2 protein-coding genes and 2 pseudogenes are annotated in these 20,828 nt (G+C 46.3%); 3 read left to right on the top strand and 1 reads right to left on the bottom strand.

Annotation, left to right across the window (positions count from 1 at the left end; translation table 11 throughout):
* Nucleotides 1-73: 73 nt before the first annotated feature.
* Together R7Z77_RS08020 and R7Z77_RS08015 are read left to right on the top strand one after the other, a co-directional pair.
* A pseudogene (locus R7Z77_RS08020) lies at nucleotides 74-544 on the top strand (TonB-dependent receptor domain-containing protein); the annotation flags it as partial.
* A 41-nt stretch (nucleotides 545-585) separates the two neighbouring features.
* Complete coding sequence (locus R7Z77_RS08015) at nucleotides 586-867, top strand: DUF2218 domain-containing protein (RefSeq protein ID WP_005376622.1); 282 nt, start codon at nucleotides 586-588, stop codon at nucleotides 865-867.
* 88 nt (nucleotides 868-955) lie between these two features.
* Here the strand turns inward: R7Z77_RS08015 and R7Z77_RS08010 are convergent, their stop codons facing one another.
* Entirely contained in the window at nucleotides 956-1,207 is a 252-nt protein-coding gene (locus tag R7Z77_RS08010) for a YgjV family protein (RefSeq protein ID WP_005376619.1), read from the bottom strand.
* 861 nt (nucleotides 1,208-2,068) lie between these two features.
* On the opposite strand from R7Z77_RS08010, the pseudogene R7Z77_RS08005 reads away from it, so the two are divergent.
* Nucleotides 2,069-20,689 (top strand): annotated as a pseudogene (locus R7Z77_RS08005) (retention module-containing protein).
* The last annotated feature ends 139 nt before the right edge of the window (nucleotides 20,690-20,828 follow it).

The following is a 20,828-nucleotide window of genomic DNA, read 5'->3' as shown; positions in this document are numbered from 1 at the left end:
GGCTACGACGATTAATGGGTGTAGCCGATCAGATCGTAGCTTCTTGATTTAGTTCCATCGATTTAAGCAACAAAGCCTAGGTGATGTTGAGATTAAAGGCTTTGAAGCAAGTGCTTCTTATGGTTACGACAAGTTTAACAGCAAACTTTCTTACTCTAAGTCGGACACCAAAAACAAGAATACTGGTGGTCCTGTTGCTGGGGGCAATGGGCGTAGCATTGATATGGGTGATAGCATTGCTCTAACTTTGGATTACCAGTCAGACGCTTTAGAAACGATCTTCGGGTGGAACTCAATGTTTGTTCTAGAGGAAGACAACGTCTTTGATGGTCAGCCAAAGAAAGCAAGTTATGATGTGCATAATCTATACGCTCAATGGGTGCCGTCTGATATTGATGGGCTGTCGGTGACCTTTGGTATTGATAATGTATTTGACGAGTTGTACAGCTCTCATGCGTCTCGTTCGGGGACTGCACGTGGCTTCACGCTTGATGACTACGAGCCGGGTCGCAACTTCAAGCTCTCTGCAGCTTATCAATTCTAACAAGGTTCTTCATAGGACGTTTCAAAGTAACGAGTAAGTTCATGATTAAAGAAAGCACCCGAATAGATAGCGAACACGCTGACAAATACTTAGTGACGCTTTGTCGGCATTTTGGACGAAAAGTTCCTGCTACTTGGAATGAAAATAGCGGTTTGGTGACATTTCCGACGGGAAAAGCTGAGTTTAACCTTTGTGCATCTAGCTTAACTATAACCTGTGAGGCGGATTCAGAAGAGAAACTGAATACGGTGAAGGCGATCATTTCATCGCATGTGGACATGTTTTCTCGTCGAGAAACACTAGCACTTAGCTGGGTTCGTTAGCGCTCGTTTAAGGATGCTGTGATAGAAAGGGAATGTTAAAAGCAAAAGCCCGCAATCTTATGGTTTGCGGGCTTTTATTGTTTGAATGCTATTGCGCTTTCTCAGGCTCTAGGCTTTTTTTTTCCTGCTGCATTTTTGCTAGGAAGTAGATGTTAACGCAAGCAATAAAACCGTTAGTTAGTACTACAGGCCAAGAATCAATCATTAGTCCGTAAGCAGTAAATAGCGCACAACCAATAAAGTTAAGGATACGAAGCTTAACAATATCTTTCATAGTTAGCGAAATAGCGACCATGATTGAAGCTGCATAACCTAAAATCTCAACCATATTCATGTCCATTTTTTGACCCTCTTAAAATCTGCCGAATTTTGTCGGTACCAATTCTTCTCATCTTGAGATTAATGAGGAAGCTCCATGCCTCGAATGGTCTTTTTTTGTTGTATGGACGCACTATATCAATGGAAAAACCGTGATAAAAGCCTCAAATCAAGGTTAAGAGAAGGTTAGCGATTACGCAAACGTTTAGGACTGGAATTACTGATAATTTTACTTATTGTGTTGATTGATAATAACGATGACATTAATAGCTCAAACACCATTGAAAGTAAGGGAATATTTACATATGATTGAAAATGATAATTATTTTCAAGTGCTGTGTTTATGTATTTTATTATTAGCTTGCTCGTGTTTTTTTTGCTGTATATCAGAACAAAACCGAACTCGTGGTGTGCGGGGATTCATATCGTAAGCCACTTTTTTATCGTTGCATTTTGTCCTGCAATTTATGTTGTTCAATATTTAATCGTTACGTTTTTTTCGTCACCGATATTGATTAAGATGTCATCACGCTCCGGTGTATACAACATTCTCATTGCTTTTCTTCCATTATTGATCGCAACCGGCAGTCTGGCGTTTAGCTGAATGATTTCATCTCTCTTCTTTTCTTAAAACAACTACACTTAATCAGAATAAGGTATCAATTTCATATAATTATTCGATATCTACGCGTCAGCACATGTGTCACATTTCTGTGACTACGAGTAAGTTTTACTTATGTTGCTTGGTAGTAGGGTATTTATCGATTGTTTAATGATTCAATACTTAGTTTAATCGTATAAAGGTGTGCAGTATGCCGCACTAAATTAATAAGAAATTATCTAAAAAGGTTAATGGGAAACGTAAGCCATTAGCGGAGGTCAGATGAGTACGCACACGGTACCGCAGAGCGCGATTGTAAATGCTGTCAAAGGTGAAGTTTTGGTTTTGGGCCTGGATGGAAACGTTAAGGTCATAAAAGCGGGGGATGAGTTAAGACCTGGCGAGATTATTATCACAGAAAATAATGCTTCTCTCGACGTACAGATAAATAATGAGCTTTATCTGGTCGATGCAAATTGTGTTGCTTGTCTTCCTGTGCCTTCTTCTGAACCGTTAGAACCAGTATTGGTACAATCTCCAGTTAATGGCTTGGTGACTTTTGACCCAACGGCTATTGGAAGTGCTGACTTCGACGCCAACGATATTGCCGCTATCCAGCAAGCTATTTTAGACGGAGCTGACCCTACCGCTATCTTAGAAGCAACAGCTGCTGGCGCAGGTGCTGAAGGCTCGGCTAATGCTGGCTACGTGACGGTTGAATATAATAACCCGGAAGTACTCGCTTCTACTTTTTTTGAAACGTCTGCGACTCGCAGCGGAGAAGATGATCGCGACGAAGATGACGGTTTGAATGTCACGATTTTTGCTGATGGTGGGCAGTCACTGCAATCTAGCGTAACAGAAGGCTCAATTTCTCTATCAAGCTACCCGCAAACCATTTCGTCTAGTGTGCTGGTTGAAGCAGGGGATCTCGCACTTGATACTGCTTCATTTGTACCCGAAACGTCTTCTTTAGAGTCTTTGTTGACTGAGCTTAACAGTGATATTACCTCTGGTGGTCAGCCAGTGGCGTTCGTTTATGACGAAGCGCAAAATGCCATTATCGGTACTCAAGAAGGTAACGAAGTGCTTCGTATCGAGATCGAAGCGACATCTGTAGGCCGTGATTTAGAGTTAGAAGTCGTTACCACGATTAGCCAGGGCGTTGACCATGTTGCGTCTGTTGCTGATGGCCAAGTATCGATCGTCGGTGATCAAATCAATATTGCTTTTGATATTACAGGTGCAGATATTGGTGGTAACAGCATTCAAGCGCCTATCGATTTTACGACAACCGTTATTGATGGCGATGATCCTGCGCCGCAAAACGTTACTTTTGAAAACGTTGAATCTTCTTCTACACCAATTACTGGCACCTTTGTTGATATTGGTAGTGATCAATTGGCAACGGTCACGTTTAATCAAGAAGGACTTAGTCAGTTCGATGGCCTACTGAGTGATAATCAGGCGACAGAAGCGGTACTCTCTGAAGACGGCAGTACTATCACCTTGTCCATTGCTGGCTCGAATGAAACCGTCTTAACCATCAGTCTGAATACTGATGGTACCTACCAATTTGAGCAATTTAAGCCGTTAGAACAAACAAACGGTGAAGATACGATTGAGCTCTCTTTACCAACCACAATCGTCGACTATGACCAAGATACGGCAAGCAACACCTTTACGATGACCATCCTCGATGGCGATAACCCAGTGATTGAGAACGTGACGGGCTTGTCTTTAGATGAGGCGGGGGTTGACCAAGGTTCACAGGAAGGCGCGGCAGTAACAAGTGGTACTGGGTCGATCACGACAGCGGTCGGAAGTGACATCATTGATCACTATGAGTTGGAACCTACAGAGTTCAATGTTGGTGGAGAACTCCAATCTTAAGGGCAGGTTGTTCAACTAGAACTAGCGTCCGAGAGTAACGGCGTACGTACTTACGAAGGCTTCATCGAGCTGGATGGTGTGCGTATTACCGTATTTGATGTGGCGATTGATGCACCTGCATTGGGCGAATACCAATTCAACTTGTATGAACAACTTGACCATACGGGTGCTAACGATGACTCGCTCACTTTCTCACTGCCAGTTTACGCGGTAGATGCGGATGGTGACCGCTCCTCTATTACCGAAGGTTCGAACACACCAGAAGCTGCGCAAATTGTCATTCAAGTTCAAGATGACGTTCCTTCGATTGATGGCGTTGATGCGCTAGCCGTCGATGAAGACGATTTATCAAGCATTGGCTCCGATCAAAGCGACTCTGTGTTCGCGCAAGGTAGCTTCACGACGACTCAGGGCTCAGACCGTGTTGTAAGTTATCAATTAGAGAGCGGCACTGATCCACTCAATGGGTTGGAATCGCAGGGGCGATCTATCTCTCTGACGGAAACAACCAATTCAGATGGCAGCTTTACCTATTCTGCAACGGCAGAAGGGGACGCTATCTTCACCTTACAAGTGAACCCTGACGGTTCTTATTCATTTACCCTTGAAGGTCCAATCGATCATGCTGTGGGTAGCGATAGCTTAACTCTAGACTTCACTATTGTCGCAACGGACTTTGACGGTGACACCAGTTCACTTGTTCTACCGGTAACCATTGCCGATGATGTGCCAACCATTAATGACGTTGTCGCTCTTACCGTCGATGAAGATGACTTAAGTTTGGTAGGCTCTGACCAATCACAGTCAACGCTGGTCGAAGGTCAGTTTACGACAACTCAAGGTTCTGATGGCGTCGTACAGTATCAGTTGGATGTAAACGCTGATTCTTTAAATGGCCTGCAATCTCAAGGTCAAACCGTTTCCATTGCCGAAACGCAAAATGCAGATGGCAGTTACACCTACAGCGCAACGGCAAATGGCAGTGCAGTTTTCACATTAATTTTGAATACCGACGGCTCGTACAGTTTTGAGCTGCAAGGTCCAATTGACCATGCGGCAAATAGCGACAGCTTAACCCTTGATTTTAGCGTTATTGCTACAGACTTCGATGGTGACACAAGCCAAATCGTATTGCCTGTTACCATCGTGGATGATAAGCCAACTATTACCGATGTTGATGCGATTACTGTTGATGAAGATGATTTAGGCACGATTGGTTCGGACCAGACTGACCCGATTTCTATTGATGGTAGCTTCACCACCACACAAGGCTCTGACCGAGTGGTAAGTTATCAGCTTGATGCTTCTGCAACACCAGTTGACGGCCTTACATCACAAGGCGTGGCAGTTACGCTGACTGAAACCGCAAACGCTGATGGCAGCTTTACTTACGAGGCGACAGCGGGTAGTGAAGCGGTCTTTACGCTGACGGTGAATACTGATGGTAGCTATAACTTCACGCTTGAAGGTCCAATCGACCACGCGGTAGATAGCGATGAGCTGACACTCAACTTCCCAATCATCGCAACAGACTTTGATGGCGACACCACAAATGCCACTATCCCAGTGACAATCGTGGACGATAAGCCTGTTATTACCGACGTCGACACCATTACGGTTGATGAAGATGATCTAGCGTCAATTGGCTCAGACCAAAGCAATCCAATTTCTATTGATGGCAACTTTACTACCACACAAGGCTCTGACCGAGTGGTGAGCTACCAACTCGATGCTTCAGCAACACCAGTGGACGGTTTAACATCGCAAGGCGTGGCTGTCACACTGATAGAAACCGCAAATGGTGATGGTAGTTTCACTTATGAAGCGACTGCGGGTGGCAACCCAGTATTTACTCTGACAGTAGATACTGATGGCTCTTACAACTTCACACTTGAAGGGCCAATTGATCACGCGGTTGATAGTGATGAGTTGACACTGAACTTCCCAATTATCGCAACCGACTTTGATGGCGACACCGTTACTGAAACCATTCCAGTCACGATTGTTGATGATGTACCGACCATCACAGCGGTGGATGCGTTGAGTGTCGATGAAGATGACCTTAGCGGCGTGGGCTCAGACCAAACTGACGCTGTGTTCGTTGAAGGCGCGTTTACCACTATTCAAGGCTCTGACCGAGTGGTGAGCTATCAACTGGATTCAACGGCTGATCCTGTTGCGGGGCTAACGTCTCAAGGTGAGGCGATTACCTTGGTGGAAACCGCGAATGGCGACGGCAGCTTTACTTATGTTGCGACCGCAGATGGCAATCCTGTCTTCACGTTGAATGTAGCAGCAGATGGTACTTACGACTTTACGCTGCAAGGCCCGATTGACCATGCAGCTAACAGCGACAGCCTGACGATTGATTTCCCAATTATTGCCACCGATTTTGATGGTGATACGACTTCGGCGACCATTCCAGTCACGATTACGGATGATGCACCAATCATCGATAATGTTGTGCCTCTGGCTGTAGACGAAGATGATTTATCAGGCATTGGTTCAGACCAAAGCGACGCTGTGTTTGTTGAAGGCGCGTTTACGACCACCCAAGGTTCAGACCGTGTGGTGAGCTACCAACTTGATTCAACTTCTGATCCTGTCGCAGGTTTAACTTCTCAAGGTGAGCCTGTTACTTTGGTAGAGACGGCGAATGCCGGTGGCAGCTTTACTTACGTGGCTACCGCGGATGGCAATCCGGTTTTCACCATGAACGTGAATGCAGACGGTACATACAGCTTCCGTCTAGAAGGTCCAATCGATCATGCGTTAAACAGCGATGAGCTAGTACTGAACTTCCCAATCATTGCAACAGACTTTGATGGCGATACGACGACCGCGACCATTCCAGTCACGATTACTGATGACGTTCCAACCATTAATAACGTTGTTCCACTGACAGTAGACGAAGATGACCTTGCCTCAATTGGCTCAGACCAAAACGATGATGCGTTTATGTCGGGCTCTTTCACCACAACTGAAGGCTCAGACAGCGTTGTTAAATACCAGCTTGATGCAACCGCAGATCCAGTAGCAGGGTTGACCTCTCATGGTGAGCCTGTCGTGCTTGCTGAAACTGCTAACGGCGACGGCAGTTTTACTTACACAGCTACAGCAGATAGCAATGCCGTATTTGAATTGGTGGTGAAGCCAGATGGCAGCTACACCTTTACTCTGCAGGGTCCACTAGACCATGCGGTGAATAGCGACAGCCTGCAAATCGACTTCCCGATTATCGCAACAGACTTTGATGGCGATACGTCGACAGAAACACTACCTGTCACCATCGTTGATGATAAACCAACCATCACTGACGTAGACGCAATCCATGTGGATGAAGATGACTTAGCGACGATTGGCTCTGACGGCGCAGATCCAATTTCAATCGACGGCAACTTCACTACAACGCAAGGCTCTGATGGGGTAGTAAGCTACCAATTAGATACTGCTGCAACGCCAGTTGATGGTCTAACATCGCAAGGTGTGGCAGTGACGCTGACTGAAACCGCAAACGGCGACGGTAGCTACACTTATGAAGCGACAGCAGGAACTGAAGCCGTATTTACGCTGACCGTTAATACGGATGGTTCATACAACTTCACGCTGCAAGGTCCTATCGACCATGCGACAGACAGTGATGAGCTGACACTGAACTTCCCAATCATCGCGACGGATTTTGATGGTGATACCACCACAGAAACGATCCCAGTCACCATCGTGGATGATAAGCCGACCATTACCGATGTCGATGCGATTACCGTTGATGAAGATGACTTAGGCACGATTGGCTCAGACCAGACTGACCCAATTTCAATCGATGGCAACTTCACCACCACACAAGGCTCTGACCGAGTAGTGAGTTATCAGCTTGACGCTTCTGCAACACCAGTTGACGGCCTTACATCACAAGGCGTGGCTGTCACGCTGACTGAAAGCGCAAATAGTGATGGCAGCTTTACTTACAAGGCGACAGCGGGTACTGAAGCGGTCTTTACGCTGACAGTGAACACTGATGGCTCTTATAACTTCACGCTTGAAGGCCCAATCGATCATGCTGTTGATAATGATGAGTTAACGCTCAACTTCCCAATTATTGCGACCGACTTTGATGGCGACACCACAAACGCCACGATCCCTGTGACGATCGTGGACGATAAGCCAGTTATTACTGACGTCGACGCAATCACGGTTGATGAAGATGATCTAGCGTCAATTGGCTCAGACCAAAGCAACCCGATTTCTATTGATGGTAACTTCACTACCACACAAGGCTCTGACCGAGTAGTGAGCTACCAACTCGATGCTTCAGCAACACCGGTGGACGGTTTAACATCGCAAGGTGTAGCGGTAACGCTGACTGAAACCGCAAATGGTGATGGTAGTTTCACTTATGAAGCGACTGCGGGTGGCAACCCAGTATTTACTCTGACAGTAGATACTGATGGCTCTTACAACTTCACACTTGAAGGGCCAATTGATCACGCGGTTGATAGTGATGAGTTGACACTGAACTTCCCAATTATCGCAACCGACTTTGATGGCGACACCGTTACTGAAACCATTCCAGTCACGATTGTTGATGATGTACCGACCATCACAGCGGTGGATGCGTTAAGTGTCGATGAAGATGACCTTACCGGTGTGGGTTCGGACCCTGGCGGCGATCTGTTCGTTGAAGGCGCGTTTACTACCACACAAGGCTCTGACCGAGTGGTGAGCTATCAACTGGATTCAACCGCTGATCCTGTTGCGGGGCTAACCTCTCAAGGTGAGGCGATTACCTTGGTGGAAACCGCGAATGGCGACGGCAGCTTTACCTATGTTGCGACCGCTGACGGTAATCCAGTCTTCACGTTGAATGTCGCAACAGATGGTACGTACGACTTTACGCTGCAAGGCCCGATTGATCATGCCGCCAACAGCGATAGCCTGACGATTGATTTCCCAATTGTTGCCACCGATTTTGATGGTGATACGACCACGGCAACCATTCCCGTTACGATCGCAGATGATGCGCCAATCATCGATAATGTTGTGCCTCTGGCTGTAGACGAAGATGATTTATCCGGTATTGGCTCAGACCAAACTGACGCTGTGTTTGTTGAAGGCTCGTTCACGACTACTCAAGGTTCAGACCGAGTGGTGAGCTACCAACTTGATTCAACGGCTGATCCTGTTTCAGGTTTAACTTCTCAAGGTGAGCCTGTTACTTTGGTAGAGACTGCGAATGTCGATGGCAGCTTCACTTACGTGGCTACCGCGGATGGCAATCCGGTCTTCACCATGAACGTGAATGCTGACGGCACATACAACTTCCGTCTGGAAGGTCCGGTTGATCATGCGTTAAACAGCGATGAATTAGTTCTTAACTTCCCAATCATTGCAACAGACTTTGATGGCGATACGACGACTGCGACCATTCCAGTCACGATTACTGATGACGTTCCAACCATCGATAACGTTGTCCCACTAACAGTAGACGAAGATGACCTTGCCTCAATAGGCTCAGACCAGAACGATGATGCGTTTATGTCGGGCTCTTTCACCACAACTGAAGGCTCGGACAGTGTTGTTAAATACCAGCTTGATGCAACAGCAGATCCAGTAGCAGGGTTGACCTCTCATGGTGAGCCTGTCGTGCTTACTGAAACTGCTAACGGCGACGGTAGTTTTACTTACACAGCCACAGCAGATGGCAATGCCGTATTTGAATTGGTTGTGAAGCCAGATGGCAGCTACACCTTTACTCTGCAAGGTCCACTAGACCATGCGGTGAACAGCGACAGCCTGCAAATCGACTTCCCGATTATCGCAACAGACTTTGATGGCGACACCTCATCGGAGACGTTACCTGTCACTATCGTTGATGATAAGCCAACCATCACTGACGTAGATGCCATCACGGTTGATGAAGATGACTTAACGACGATTGGCTCTGACGGCTCTGACCCAATTTCCATTGATGGCAACTTCACTACAACGCAAGGCTCTGATGGGGTAGTGAGTTACCAATTGGATGCTTCTGCAACGCCAGTTGATGGCCTAACATCGCAAGGTGTGGCAGTGACGCTGACTGAAACTGCAAACGGTGATGGTAGCTACACTTATGAAGCGACAGCAGGAACTGAAGCCGTATTTACGCTGACCGTTAATACGGATGGTTCATACAACTTCACGCTGCAAGGTCCAATCGACCATGCGACGGGTAGTGATGAGCTGACGCTGAACTTCCCAATCATCGCGACGGATTTTGATGGTGATACCACCACAGAAATGATCCCAGTCACCATTGTGGATGATAAGCCGACCATTACCGATGTCGATGCGATTACCGTTGATGAAGATGACCTAGGCACGATTGGTTCGGATCAGACTGGCCCGATTTCAATCGATGGCAACTTCACTACCACACAAGGCTCGGACCGAGTAGTGAGCTATCAGCTTGACGCGTCTGCAACACCAGTGGCTGGCCTTACATCACAAGGCGTGGCAGTCACACTGACGGAAACCGCAAATGGTGATGGCAGCTTTACTTACGAGGCGACAGCGGGTACTGAAGCGGTCTTTACTCTGATAGTGAATACTGATGGTAGTTACAACTTCACGCTTGAAGGTCCAATCGACCACGCAGTAGATAGTGATGAGTTGACACTGAACTTCCCAATCATCGCAACAGACTTTGATGGCGATACCTCTGCTGAGACAATTCCTGTCAAGATCGTTGATGACAAGCCGACACTTGGTGGAATCGAAGCAACAAGTGTGCAAACGGTTGATGAGGATGATATCCCAACAGTCGGATCTGATGGTACACAGTCGAACAGCATTGCCGGTAACTTCATCGCGACTGATGGTTCTGATGGCATTGTCGAGTACAGCGTTTCTGACCTAACGACGCCAGTACAAGGCCTGACCTCTGGTGGTCAATCACTGGTTATGGTTGAAGTATCAAACGCAGGTGGTGTTTCAGTTTACGAAGCTCGTATTGATGGCACGACGACACCAGTATTCCGTGTAACCCTCGATGCCTCTGATGACAGCTACACGTTCGATTTGCTCGCTCTTCTCGATCATCCAAATGCTGATGGACAAAATGAACTGATCATCAATTTACCGATAAACGCGACTGACTTTGATGGAGACGTGTCGAACAACATCACCTTACCAATTACGGTTGTGGATGATGTTCCGACCATTGATGGTTTGCTAGCAGGCAGCGAACAAACCGTTGATGAAGATGACCTACCAGCAGGTACGGATGCTGCAAGTGCAGAAGATACTGTTATTTCAGGTACTTTTGATATCACCGAAGGTGCTGACCAAGTTGCTTCTATTCAGCTGAGTGACCTGACCACGCCTGTTGCGTCACTGACTTCAGATGGTGAAGCTATCACCTTAGTTCTGTCTTCTAGCGCAAACGGCGTGAACGTATACCAAGGTGTTGCTGGCAATCCTACTGAAGTGGTTTTCGAACTGACGCTGGATGCAACGAACAACTCCTATGAGTTCGATTTACAGAAGCCGCTTGATCATCCCGATGGTAATCAGCAAAACGAGATTGTTATTAACCTCCCTGTGACGGCGACAGATAATGATGGTGATACTTCACCAGCCTTCACATTGCCAATTACCGTTGTGGATGATGTTCCAGTTGTTACCAATATTGAAAGTCTACGTGTCGACGAAGATGACTTACCTCTTGGTTCTGATGGAACGAAAGAGCCATTAACGGTATCAGGTGAGTTCGAAGTTACTAGCGCAGATGGTATTGATGCTTTCGAATTGGATCTAAGCTCAAATCCTATCCCGAATCTGAAATCGGGTGGAGAAGAGGTAACACTTTCTCAAGACGTTGGTGCTTCAACTGCTGACGCGCTTGTTTACGTGGGACAAACTCCGGGTGGAGTGACTGTCTTCACGTTGACACTTCATCAAGATGGTAAATACGACTTTGAGTTATCTGGTCAGTTAGATCACGCGGTTAACTCTGATGAGATTTTGTTGAATCTACCTGTGAAGATCACGGATAGCGACAACGATATCATCACTGCGACCTTGCCAGTGACGATCGTAGATGACAAGCCAACCATTGATGCTATTAGCTCTGGTAGTACCTTGTCTGTGGATGAGGATGATATTCCGAGCCAAGGTTCGGACGACACGCCAGAATCCAATATCATTGGTGGCAACTTTGACGTTACTGATGGTGCCGACTCTATCGTTAGCTTCCAGTTGGATAGCTTAACGTCGCCTGTTTCTGGACTTACCTCAGGTGGTCAGCCGCTTGAATTGGTTGAATTTTCAAATTCAAATGGTGTGATTGAGTACCGAGCTTACGTACAAGGTACGACGGATACCGTCTTTAAACTGACGCTAAATGGCTCAGCTGACAGTTATGAGTTTGAACTATTAGGTGCACTTGATCATCCTGCGGGTAACGATGAAAACTCGTTGGTCATTAACTTCCCAGTCAACGCGACTGATTTTGATGGCGATGTGTCCAATAACATCACCTTGCCGATCACCGTGGTGGACGATGTTCCAGCTATTGTGAACGTGACAGACTCTAGCCAACAAACCGTTGATGAAGATGATCTTGCCGGTGGCTCTGACACGACAAGTAATGATTCTACGGTATTGAACGGCGGATTTGAGGTCGTTGCTGGTGCAGACAAGATTGTCAGCTACCAAGTTTCAGACCTCGATGCAGTCGTGTCTGGTTTAACGTCGAACGGCAGCAGCATCGAGTTGAATCTAGTAGGCACGAATGGTGGAGTAACCAGTTACGAAGCGGTTATTACTGGCACATCAACTAAGATCTTCACGCTGTCTCTTGATGCGAATAATGACAGCTACCAATTTGAGCTGTTGGGACCAATCGACCACGAAGCTGTTCAAGGTGAAAACAACCTTGTCATTGATATTCCAATTACAGTAACAGACTTTGATGGTGACACGTCATCACCACTGAATCTTCCAATTACCGTAGTTGATGACATTCCCGAAATTAAATCAGCAGATGCTTTGGCTGTTGATGAGGATGACCTTGCCAACGGCTCCCAGGCAACCAACAAAGAAAGCCTAGAAGCAACGGGCAATTTCGATACGGTGGAAGGGGCAGATACCGTTGTCTCTTATCAGCTGGATCTTACTTCTAACCCGATACCAGGAGTAACTTCAGGTGGTCTTGCGGTGACGTTAGTTCAAACCGCGGTAAGCAACAACAACTTTACTTATCAAGGTCAAACACCTGATGGTAACTCAGTGTTCACGCTAGTTTTGAACGCTGACGGCTCTTACAAGTTTACGCTTGAGGGTGCGCTAGATCACTCAACTCAAGGCGAAGATACACTCATACTTGATCTCCCAGTCTTTGCGACCGATGTCGATGGCGATACGGCAGGTATTAACTTACCAGTGACGATTACCGATGATGTTCCAACCTTGCACGATGCATCTATTTCGCGTGTTGAGGGACAAGGCAGCCGCACGGTTCGTTTATTCCGAGACCCTGTAGAGGGGGATGATGACCTTGGTGCTGACGGCGCACAAGTGACTTCATTCTCGGCTGATGATTCAGGCATTTACTTTAAGCAAAACGGTGTTGATTCTGATTCTGTCGATTTGAACGGCAGCGACCAAGTCGTATTTGTTCACAAGGTTCTTGACGGAGTGGATACTGAAATCGGTCGTTTGGTTGTTCGAACCGATGGCAGTGTGTCATTCCGTCCGAATGACGATCTTGACCATACCGAAACCGACTCGATTGATTTCACCATCAACGTTGTTGCAACCGATGGTGATGGCGATATCGCAGATGCCGATGTGGATATCTCGATAAGAGACCGCAATGCGCAAATTGACACGTCTACCGTTACTGCGTTCGAAGACCAAGGGCGTGATGGTGTCGTTGTGGGCGTTGACTCTGCAAATACTCAGGACAACTTGTCGACGCTGGATGTTAGCCCTGCGAAAGTCGACTTGGTTATCAATTTACATGATATCGACCGTAACGAGAGCTTAGGTGACATCACTATTCGAGATGCTGATACTCACAACGGTACGTTCTACTACAGAGACGGCAGTGGCAACTACATTGAGTTAACATCTGTGGGCAATACGGTTGTTCTCGACGCATCAAATGTTGAGCAGTCATTCAATGGTGAGCTTGTCTCGTTAGATAACTTGTACTTCGTACCAGATCGTCATACATCAACCGATGCTTCTGGTATCGATCCTCGTATCCGCGTGGAAATTCTTAACAATGGTACGCCAGATCATACGATTAATGGTCGTTTAGACATTGAAGTTGCTGCCGTCGCAGATATTGCAACGTGGACGGCAAGCAGCGAATTTAACTATTCGGTTGATGAAGATGGAAACAATGTCGCACTTAACATCACGGCTGAAACCCAAGACACTAGTAACCCTGAAGGCATTGTGTACGAGCTTGTCTTTACACAAGGAGAAGGTAACGCAGAGTTAGTCTATTCAGATGGTAGTGCGATACCAAAATCCGGTGGTGTTTATCTGGTGGATGCAAGCCGAATTGATGAAGTTCAAGTTGATCCGATAGATAACTTCTCGGGCGAAATCAGAATTGATGTCACCGCTATTACGACGGAAAACAACAATCCACTGCTTGGGAAAGATACCGCTCGCTCAGAAACCGAAACCATCATTATTGATGTAAACCCAGTTGCGGATAAAGGTAGTTTTACTGTAAACCGAATTAATGTGTTTGAGGATAATGCTCGAACTCAAAATACGGTAGACCCTGTCACTGATCACGACCCACTCCAATTAAGTGAAGTGATCACCATGAAACCATCAGCGGACTTAGATGGTTCTGAAGCGCTATTTGTGCGCATTTCTAACTTCTCAATTGATGGGGTTACTTTGGTGTGGCTGGACTCAGCAAACCCAAGTCAGATAGTAGAAGTGACCGATTCAGGCGGCAATGTACTTTATTACGAAGTGCCAGAGTCTGAATTAGCGAACGTCGAAGTTCTTCCTCCGTTGCACAGCAATGATGACTTTACTTTCAATGTCGAAGGCATTGTGAAAGACACAGCATCATTGTCTACCGGTACGACAGAAGATGTGTTGTCACTGGGCAGTAAGACTGTCATCGTTGGTGTAAAAGGTGTTGCTGACATACCAGACACGGTATTAATTGACGCGGGGAACGTTTGGAACCGATTCGTAGACGGAGATGTGGCCGGGATAGAGACGACTATTGAAGAGAATGGTGTTGTAAACCTCAACTTCTCGGTTGTATCAGGTGAAGTTGCCGATAGACCTCTGGATGATTCAGAAGCCATTACTGTTATCCTGTCCAACATCCCCGATGGTGTTCGTGTCGTAGATTCAGACGGTTCAAGCGTTGACCTCACCTTTGTTGGCTATGATGGTAACGGTCAACCGATTTACGAAGCAAACATCACTGGGCTGAATTTTAATTCCGGTATTCAAATTATTCCAGAAGCCTCTTCAACCGAAAACATTGCGATTACAGGGACGATCATTGTTACCGAAAATGATGGTCATAGTCGTGTGATTGAAAGAGAGGTAAGGATCAAGGTCGAACCCGTTATTGACGCTCAAGATAACTACGTTGTTCGATCTGAGGGAGATGAAGATACGCGCTTTGACATCGATTGGAAACCGACGCTCGTACAAAGCCCTGATACCGATGAATTCTTTAGTGATGTAACCATCTCTGGATTTCCTCCAGGCAGCACGGTCTATGTAGATGGTGTGGCACAAGCGCTTGTTTCTGGAACACTAACGCTTTCACCGCAAGCTGGTGAATCAGAGCAAGATTTTTCCGCTAGAATCTCTCAAAGTGGCTATGTTCAAGTCCAGTTGGAGCAGGATTCAAGTACTGACTTTGACTTGACCACAACCGTCACTGTGAAAGAGATTGACCATGAATATGTTGACGCTTCGAATCCCGGTGAAGGTATCGCTGAGAAAACCATCAATGGTACGGTGAATGTCCAAGTTAATCCAATCGTTGAGCCAGAAGATAATACGGGGGCAATAGATGACCAAACCCGTCTGCTTGTCACTGAAAGTGGTGGTGGTGCTACCGATATCGTGAAGTCAGACGATCAAGGTAACATTGACTTTACGATCAACACTTCTATGGGGGGCGAATCTGGTGCTCATATCATTAAATACCAAGAGTTTGATGCGTCTTCAGATGAAGTGGTGACTCAACTTGTTGTTCAATTTCACAATGTGGACCCTGAGATCCTCAACCAATTGGTTATCGTCGGTGCACTAAATGAAGGTGGAGGTCGCTGGACAGTAACCGATGAAGACAACTTCTCAATTAAAGCGCCGTCTGGCCTTGATTTAACACCAAGCGATGACAGCGACGATGGCGATAACGGTGGTCTCTCTCAAATTGGCTTAACCATTTACGCAGAAGTGAATGATTTGGGCGAAGATTTGGGCAACGAAAAAGATGCGACTGTCGTGCGTCAAACGGATGTGACACTAGAGTTTCCAACCGTCCTCACACCGAAAATGAGTGTAGCGGCAGAGATTCAGGTGGCTGATGATGTCCAAATTCAAGCGTTGGAAGACAATTCTATTAACCTTGGTGCTCAGTTGACGTCGAAAGTCGATGCGATTAATGCAGATGGTGTGGAAGATGTCTTAACTATTATCGTCGACCCGACAGCTCCTGGCATTCCTCCTGGTTTGGTGATCACGGGGACGGATGTTGATTTTGTCAATGGTAAATACGTGTTCCAAGCCCATATCGATGCGAGTGGAAATATTACTGGCCTTGATGGCTTGACGATGCACTTGGCAGAAGATTACGCAGGTGATTTCGAATTACCAATTCGGTTTGTCACTAAAGACACTGAGTCCGGTGATGAAAAAGAAAATAATGTCCAGTTTCCAGTTCAGGTTTTACCGGTTGCAGACGTTCCGAGTTCAGCCGGGGATCAGCCGTTGGATAGCGATGTCACACCAAATGTAAGAGTAGATATCGTCGGTACTTTCGGCTTGGATGCAAACAAACAACCGGTGACTGATCTAAATAACGACGTTCCCACGGCGGATGGTGTTGGTTACGAAGATGGCTTAATCCAACTTAACTTGAGTGTTGATTTTGCCGATCAATTTAACAACACTCAAGGTGGTCGAGAAACACTAACGAACATCAAGTTAGAGCTTGATGACACAACATTAGGTGAGTTTGTTGATGCCAATGGTAACAGCTTAGGAACCAGTATTGAGTTTAATGAAGCTGAGATTTTAGCTGGTGCGCTTGACAATGTTCTGTTTAAGCCAAAAGAAAATTACCCCGTAGGTGGTGGCCAAAATACCGTCAAGATTAATATCGAGGGAGAAATTACTGATGAAGCTGTGTTTGATCAGTCTATCTTGAATAACTCTGGCGATAATATAGATGTAAGAACCTTCACTGACGATGTCACATTTGAAGTTACGCCAGTCGTTGATGACATTACCATTACAGGTGCCGATCCGACGCAGCCAATCACGGTGATTGGTGACGAAGATACTTTAATTTCGCTGAATCAATCGGGCTCTGGTGTTTCGATCAGCCTGAACGATAATGACGGTTCTGAGAGTTTCGTTTCACTCAAGTTAACGGGGCTTCCTGATGACTTTATCGTTAAATCCAATTCCTCTGATTATGTTGTTAAGAACAACGGTGGGGGCGAATGGAGTATTCAACTAAAAGATCTCACTCAGACGTCCATTGACCTGAGTGACATCCAAATTAAACCGCCAAAACACTTTAGTGGCGAGGCTGAGATAGGTATTACGGTCTTCATTCAAGAGGAGTTGCTACAAGTTCCAACGGAACGAAACAACAACTTTACGCTTATTGTCAATCCTATTGGTGATGATGTTGATGTGAATCCCGATACTTCGGCTGCAGGTAATGAGGGCGAAGACATTGTTATTAATGTAAATGCGTTAGTGGTTGATAACAAAGAGTCCATCGGAGATGGTGCAAACTACCAGGAAAATGATCCAGAGACGCTGAGAGTTGAGGTCTCCAATGTCCCTGATGGGGCGAGTGTTTCATTACCTGATGGGACAGTGTTTACTGACCAAGGCGGCGGCATTTTTGTCTTAGAAATCAATACTCAAGACTTGGATCAAGTGGTGTTTAATTCTGGGGATCGCAACGATAACTCATGGGATGGTTCGCTGCATTTCAAAGTGCAAGCCGTTGATACTGGGCTCGATGGCAGTCAAAGCTTGGGCTCCGCAGAGGAGTTTGATGTCACTGTTGATGTTGAAGCAGTGAACGATCGTCCAGAGTTCGTCAACACAGTGGATGTGGAAACACCAGAAGATACGCCATTGCTGCTTGATGGTTTCAGCATTACCGACATTGATGCCGTACTCGATGATCCGAATGCTGAATATGTACTCAATGTGAACGTCGAAAGCGGTATCTTGGAGCTTAATCCAACGCTCATCGCTACTTACAACCTAACCGTGAGCGGTGATGGTACGGACTCCGTTGAACTGAAAGGCACAGTGGCCGATCTAAACAATGCCATTGCAGACGGTCTGATTGAGTTTAACCCAGAGCTGAACTTCTTTGGTGACGTTCAGGTGGACGTGACAGTCGATGACCAAGGTAATGAAGGTATCGTAATTGGTGGGGTAGATGACACCCTAAATACCAACAGCAGCAGCTTCAATATTGAAGTAACAGCGGTGAATGATACCCCAGAAACTACGCCAGTGACGCTACCGGACATTGAAGAAGACAGTGGTGTGTTCTCCATCTCTGAAGCGGATCTTATTGCGAATGCGACAGACGTAGAGAACGATAATCTCACGGTTAGCAATGTTCAGTTAACGGATCCGAATTCGGGCAGCATTACTTTCAACAGTGGCACGGGAGAGTGGGAATTTACCCCAGCACCAGATTACAACGGTCCAGTTGAAATCACGTACACCATCACAGATGATGGCACGACAAATGGTGCATCCGATCCTAAATCGGTTAACGGCAGCGCATCGTTCAACGTAACGGAAGTCAATGATGCTCCAACGACGTCTGAAGTGACACTTTCTGATATCGCAGAAGACAGTACGGCGGTTGATATTACCCAAGCTGATTTGTTGGCGAATGCGTCTGATATTGAAAACGACACCTTGATGGTGAGCAATGTCCAGTTGGTTGATCCAAGCAGCGGCACATTGGATTTCGACAACGTAACAGGTACATGGTCATTTACTCCTGCGCCTGGCTACAACGGCAAGGTCGATCTGACCTACGACATTACCGACAACGGTACAACGAACGGCGTTTCAGATCCTCAAACGGTGTCAGGAACGGCGACCTTCGAAGTCACTGAGGTGAACGATGCACCGGTAACATCAGAGGTAACGTTGAGTAGTACCGAAGAAGATGGTGGTTCGGTAACTATTACGGCTACTGAGTTGCTGAGCAACGCAAGTGATCCTGAGTCAGACAACTTGACCGTCGATAATGTTGTGTTAGTGGATCCAACTTCCGGCACGCTGACTCAAGTGAGTGCGACAGAGTGGACGTTTGAACCCGCAGCAGATTTCTTTGGTGACGTTAATTTCACTTATGAAATCACAGATGACGGAACCACTAACGGCGCTCCAGACCCAATTACAATCGCGGGCACAGCAGTGTTGAATGTTGAAGCGACCAATGACGCACCTGAAATCACTGCAACGTCGGTAACGGATACGATCAACGAAGCCGATGGCCAGAAAATAACGGGTATTAGTGTAAGTGACATCGACTTCACTGGTGCGCAGGCGAATGAAATCATGACGGTGACTCTTACAGTTACCGAGGGCGACCTTCGTGTCGAGCCGCCAGCAGGTAGTGGTGTGACTGTTGGGGCGGGGATGGCTGGTGAAATAACCCTAATGGGCACACCAGATAATATTAACTCCGTTCTTGGAGCAACAGACGCTTCTGAGGGTGTATTTGTGGATGCAGGAGATGTCAACGCAGCTTCAATCACTTTATCGGTGAAAGTCGAAGACAACGGTGTGTACTTCGAAAATGCATCGGGTTCCGCATTGGAGGCGAATCAAGACTTCACTATCAATGTGACACCTGTAGCTGATGCACCTACATTGAATATCAATCCTCAGTTTAATTACATTCGTCAAATTACGGCTAGCCAAACCGCGAGCAGTCAAGGTTTAGCGATTGTCGGAATCATGGCGGCGCTTACTGATATTGACGAGGTGCTGTCTTTGGAGCTAACGGGCGTACCAGCTAGTGCTGAGGTAACAAGTGGCGTTTCTCCATCAGGCATTAGCTTCGATGGTACCACTTGGACAGTACCAAGCGATGAAATTGATACGCTAGAAATTGTCGCAACAGATACTAACAGTGGTATTGATGTCGGTTCTTACGATATTTCGCTTACGGCGATATCAACGGAATCTAATGGCGATGAAGCGCAGTCTTCACCTGTCCAAATTAGTTTGGATGTGAGTAGTGATAGCGACGATATTGACCAGTCAACCGCAGTGGACGACAGCTATTTAGTTGGCGGAGACACAGGTACCAACTTGATTGGTGGAGACGGTGACGACGTTATTCTGGGTGGTGATGGTGATGACGTGCTTATCGGTGGCTTAGGCTCAGATATCTTAACGGGTGGAGACGGCAGCGATATCTTCAAGTGGACGGTAGATTCCGTTGATGAAGGGGCAGTGGATACCATTACTGACTTCACTGTTAACGAAGACAGTATCGATTTACGTGAAGTTATCTCTGATCTCAATAACTCAATGATCGACATGGATGATCTGCTTGGTCACATTTCGGCAGACTACGATGCATCGACGGAAAGTGTTTCTCTGAACATTACGACGGATGCAAATGTTCAACAGACTATTGTCGTGGAAAACTTAGGTACTTCAATCGACTTCAACGGTCTCAGCTCCAACGAAATTGTAGAGTCATTGCTCAACAACGGTGTTATTGATAACGGATAAACCTGTATACAACACAAAAATGGGCGGCTCTGATAAGCCGCCCATTTTTTTCGGGAAAGCTTGATTTTAAACAGGAGATATTTGAATCGAAATAGAAATAAAGAGCGAAGCAAAGGGGTTATCTTGTTACGACGTTATA

It is taken from the genome of Vibrio sp. 1401 (genome assembly GCF_033340295.1).
The sequence above is the reverse complement of the archived record's forward strand: the minus strand, read 5'-3'. Positions and strand labels throughout refer to the sequence as shown.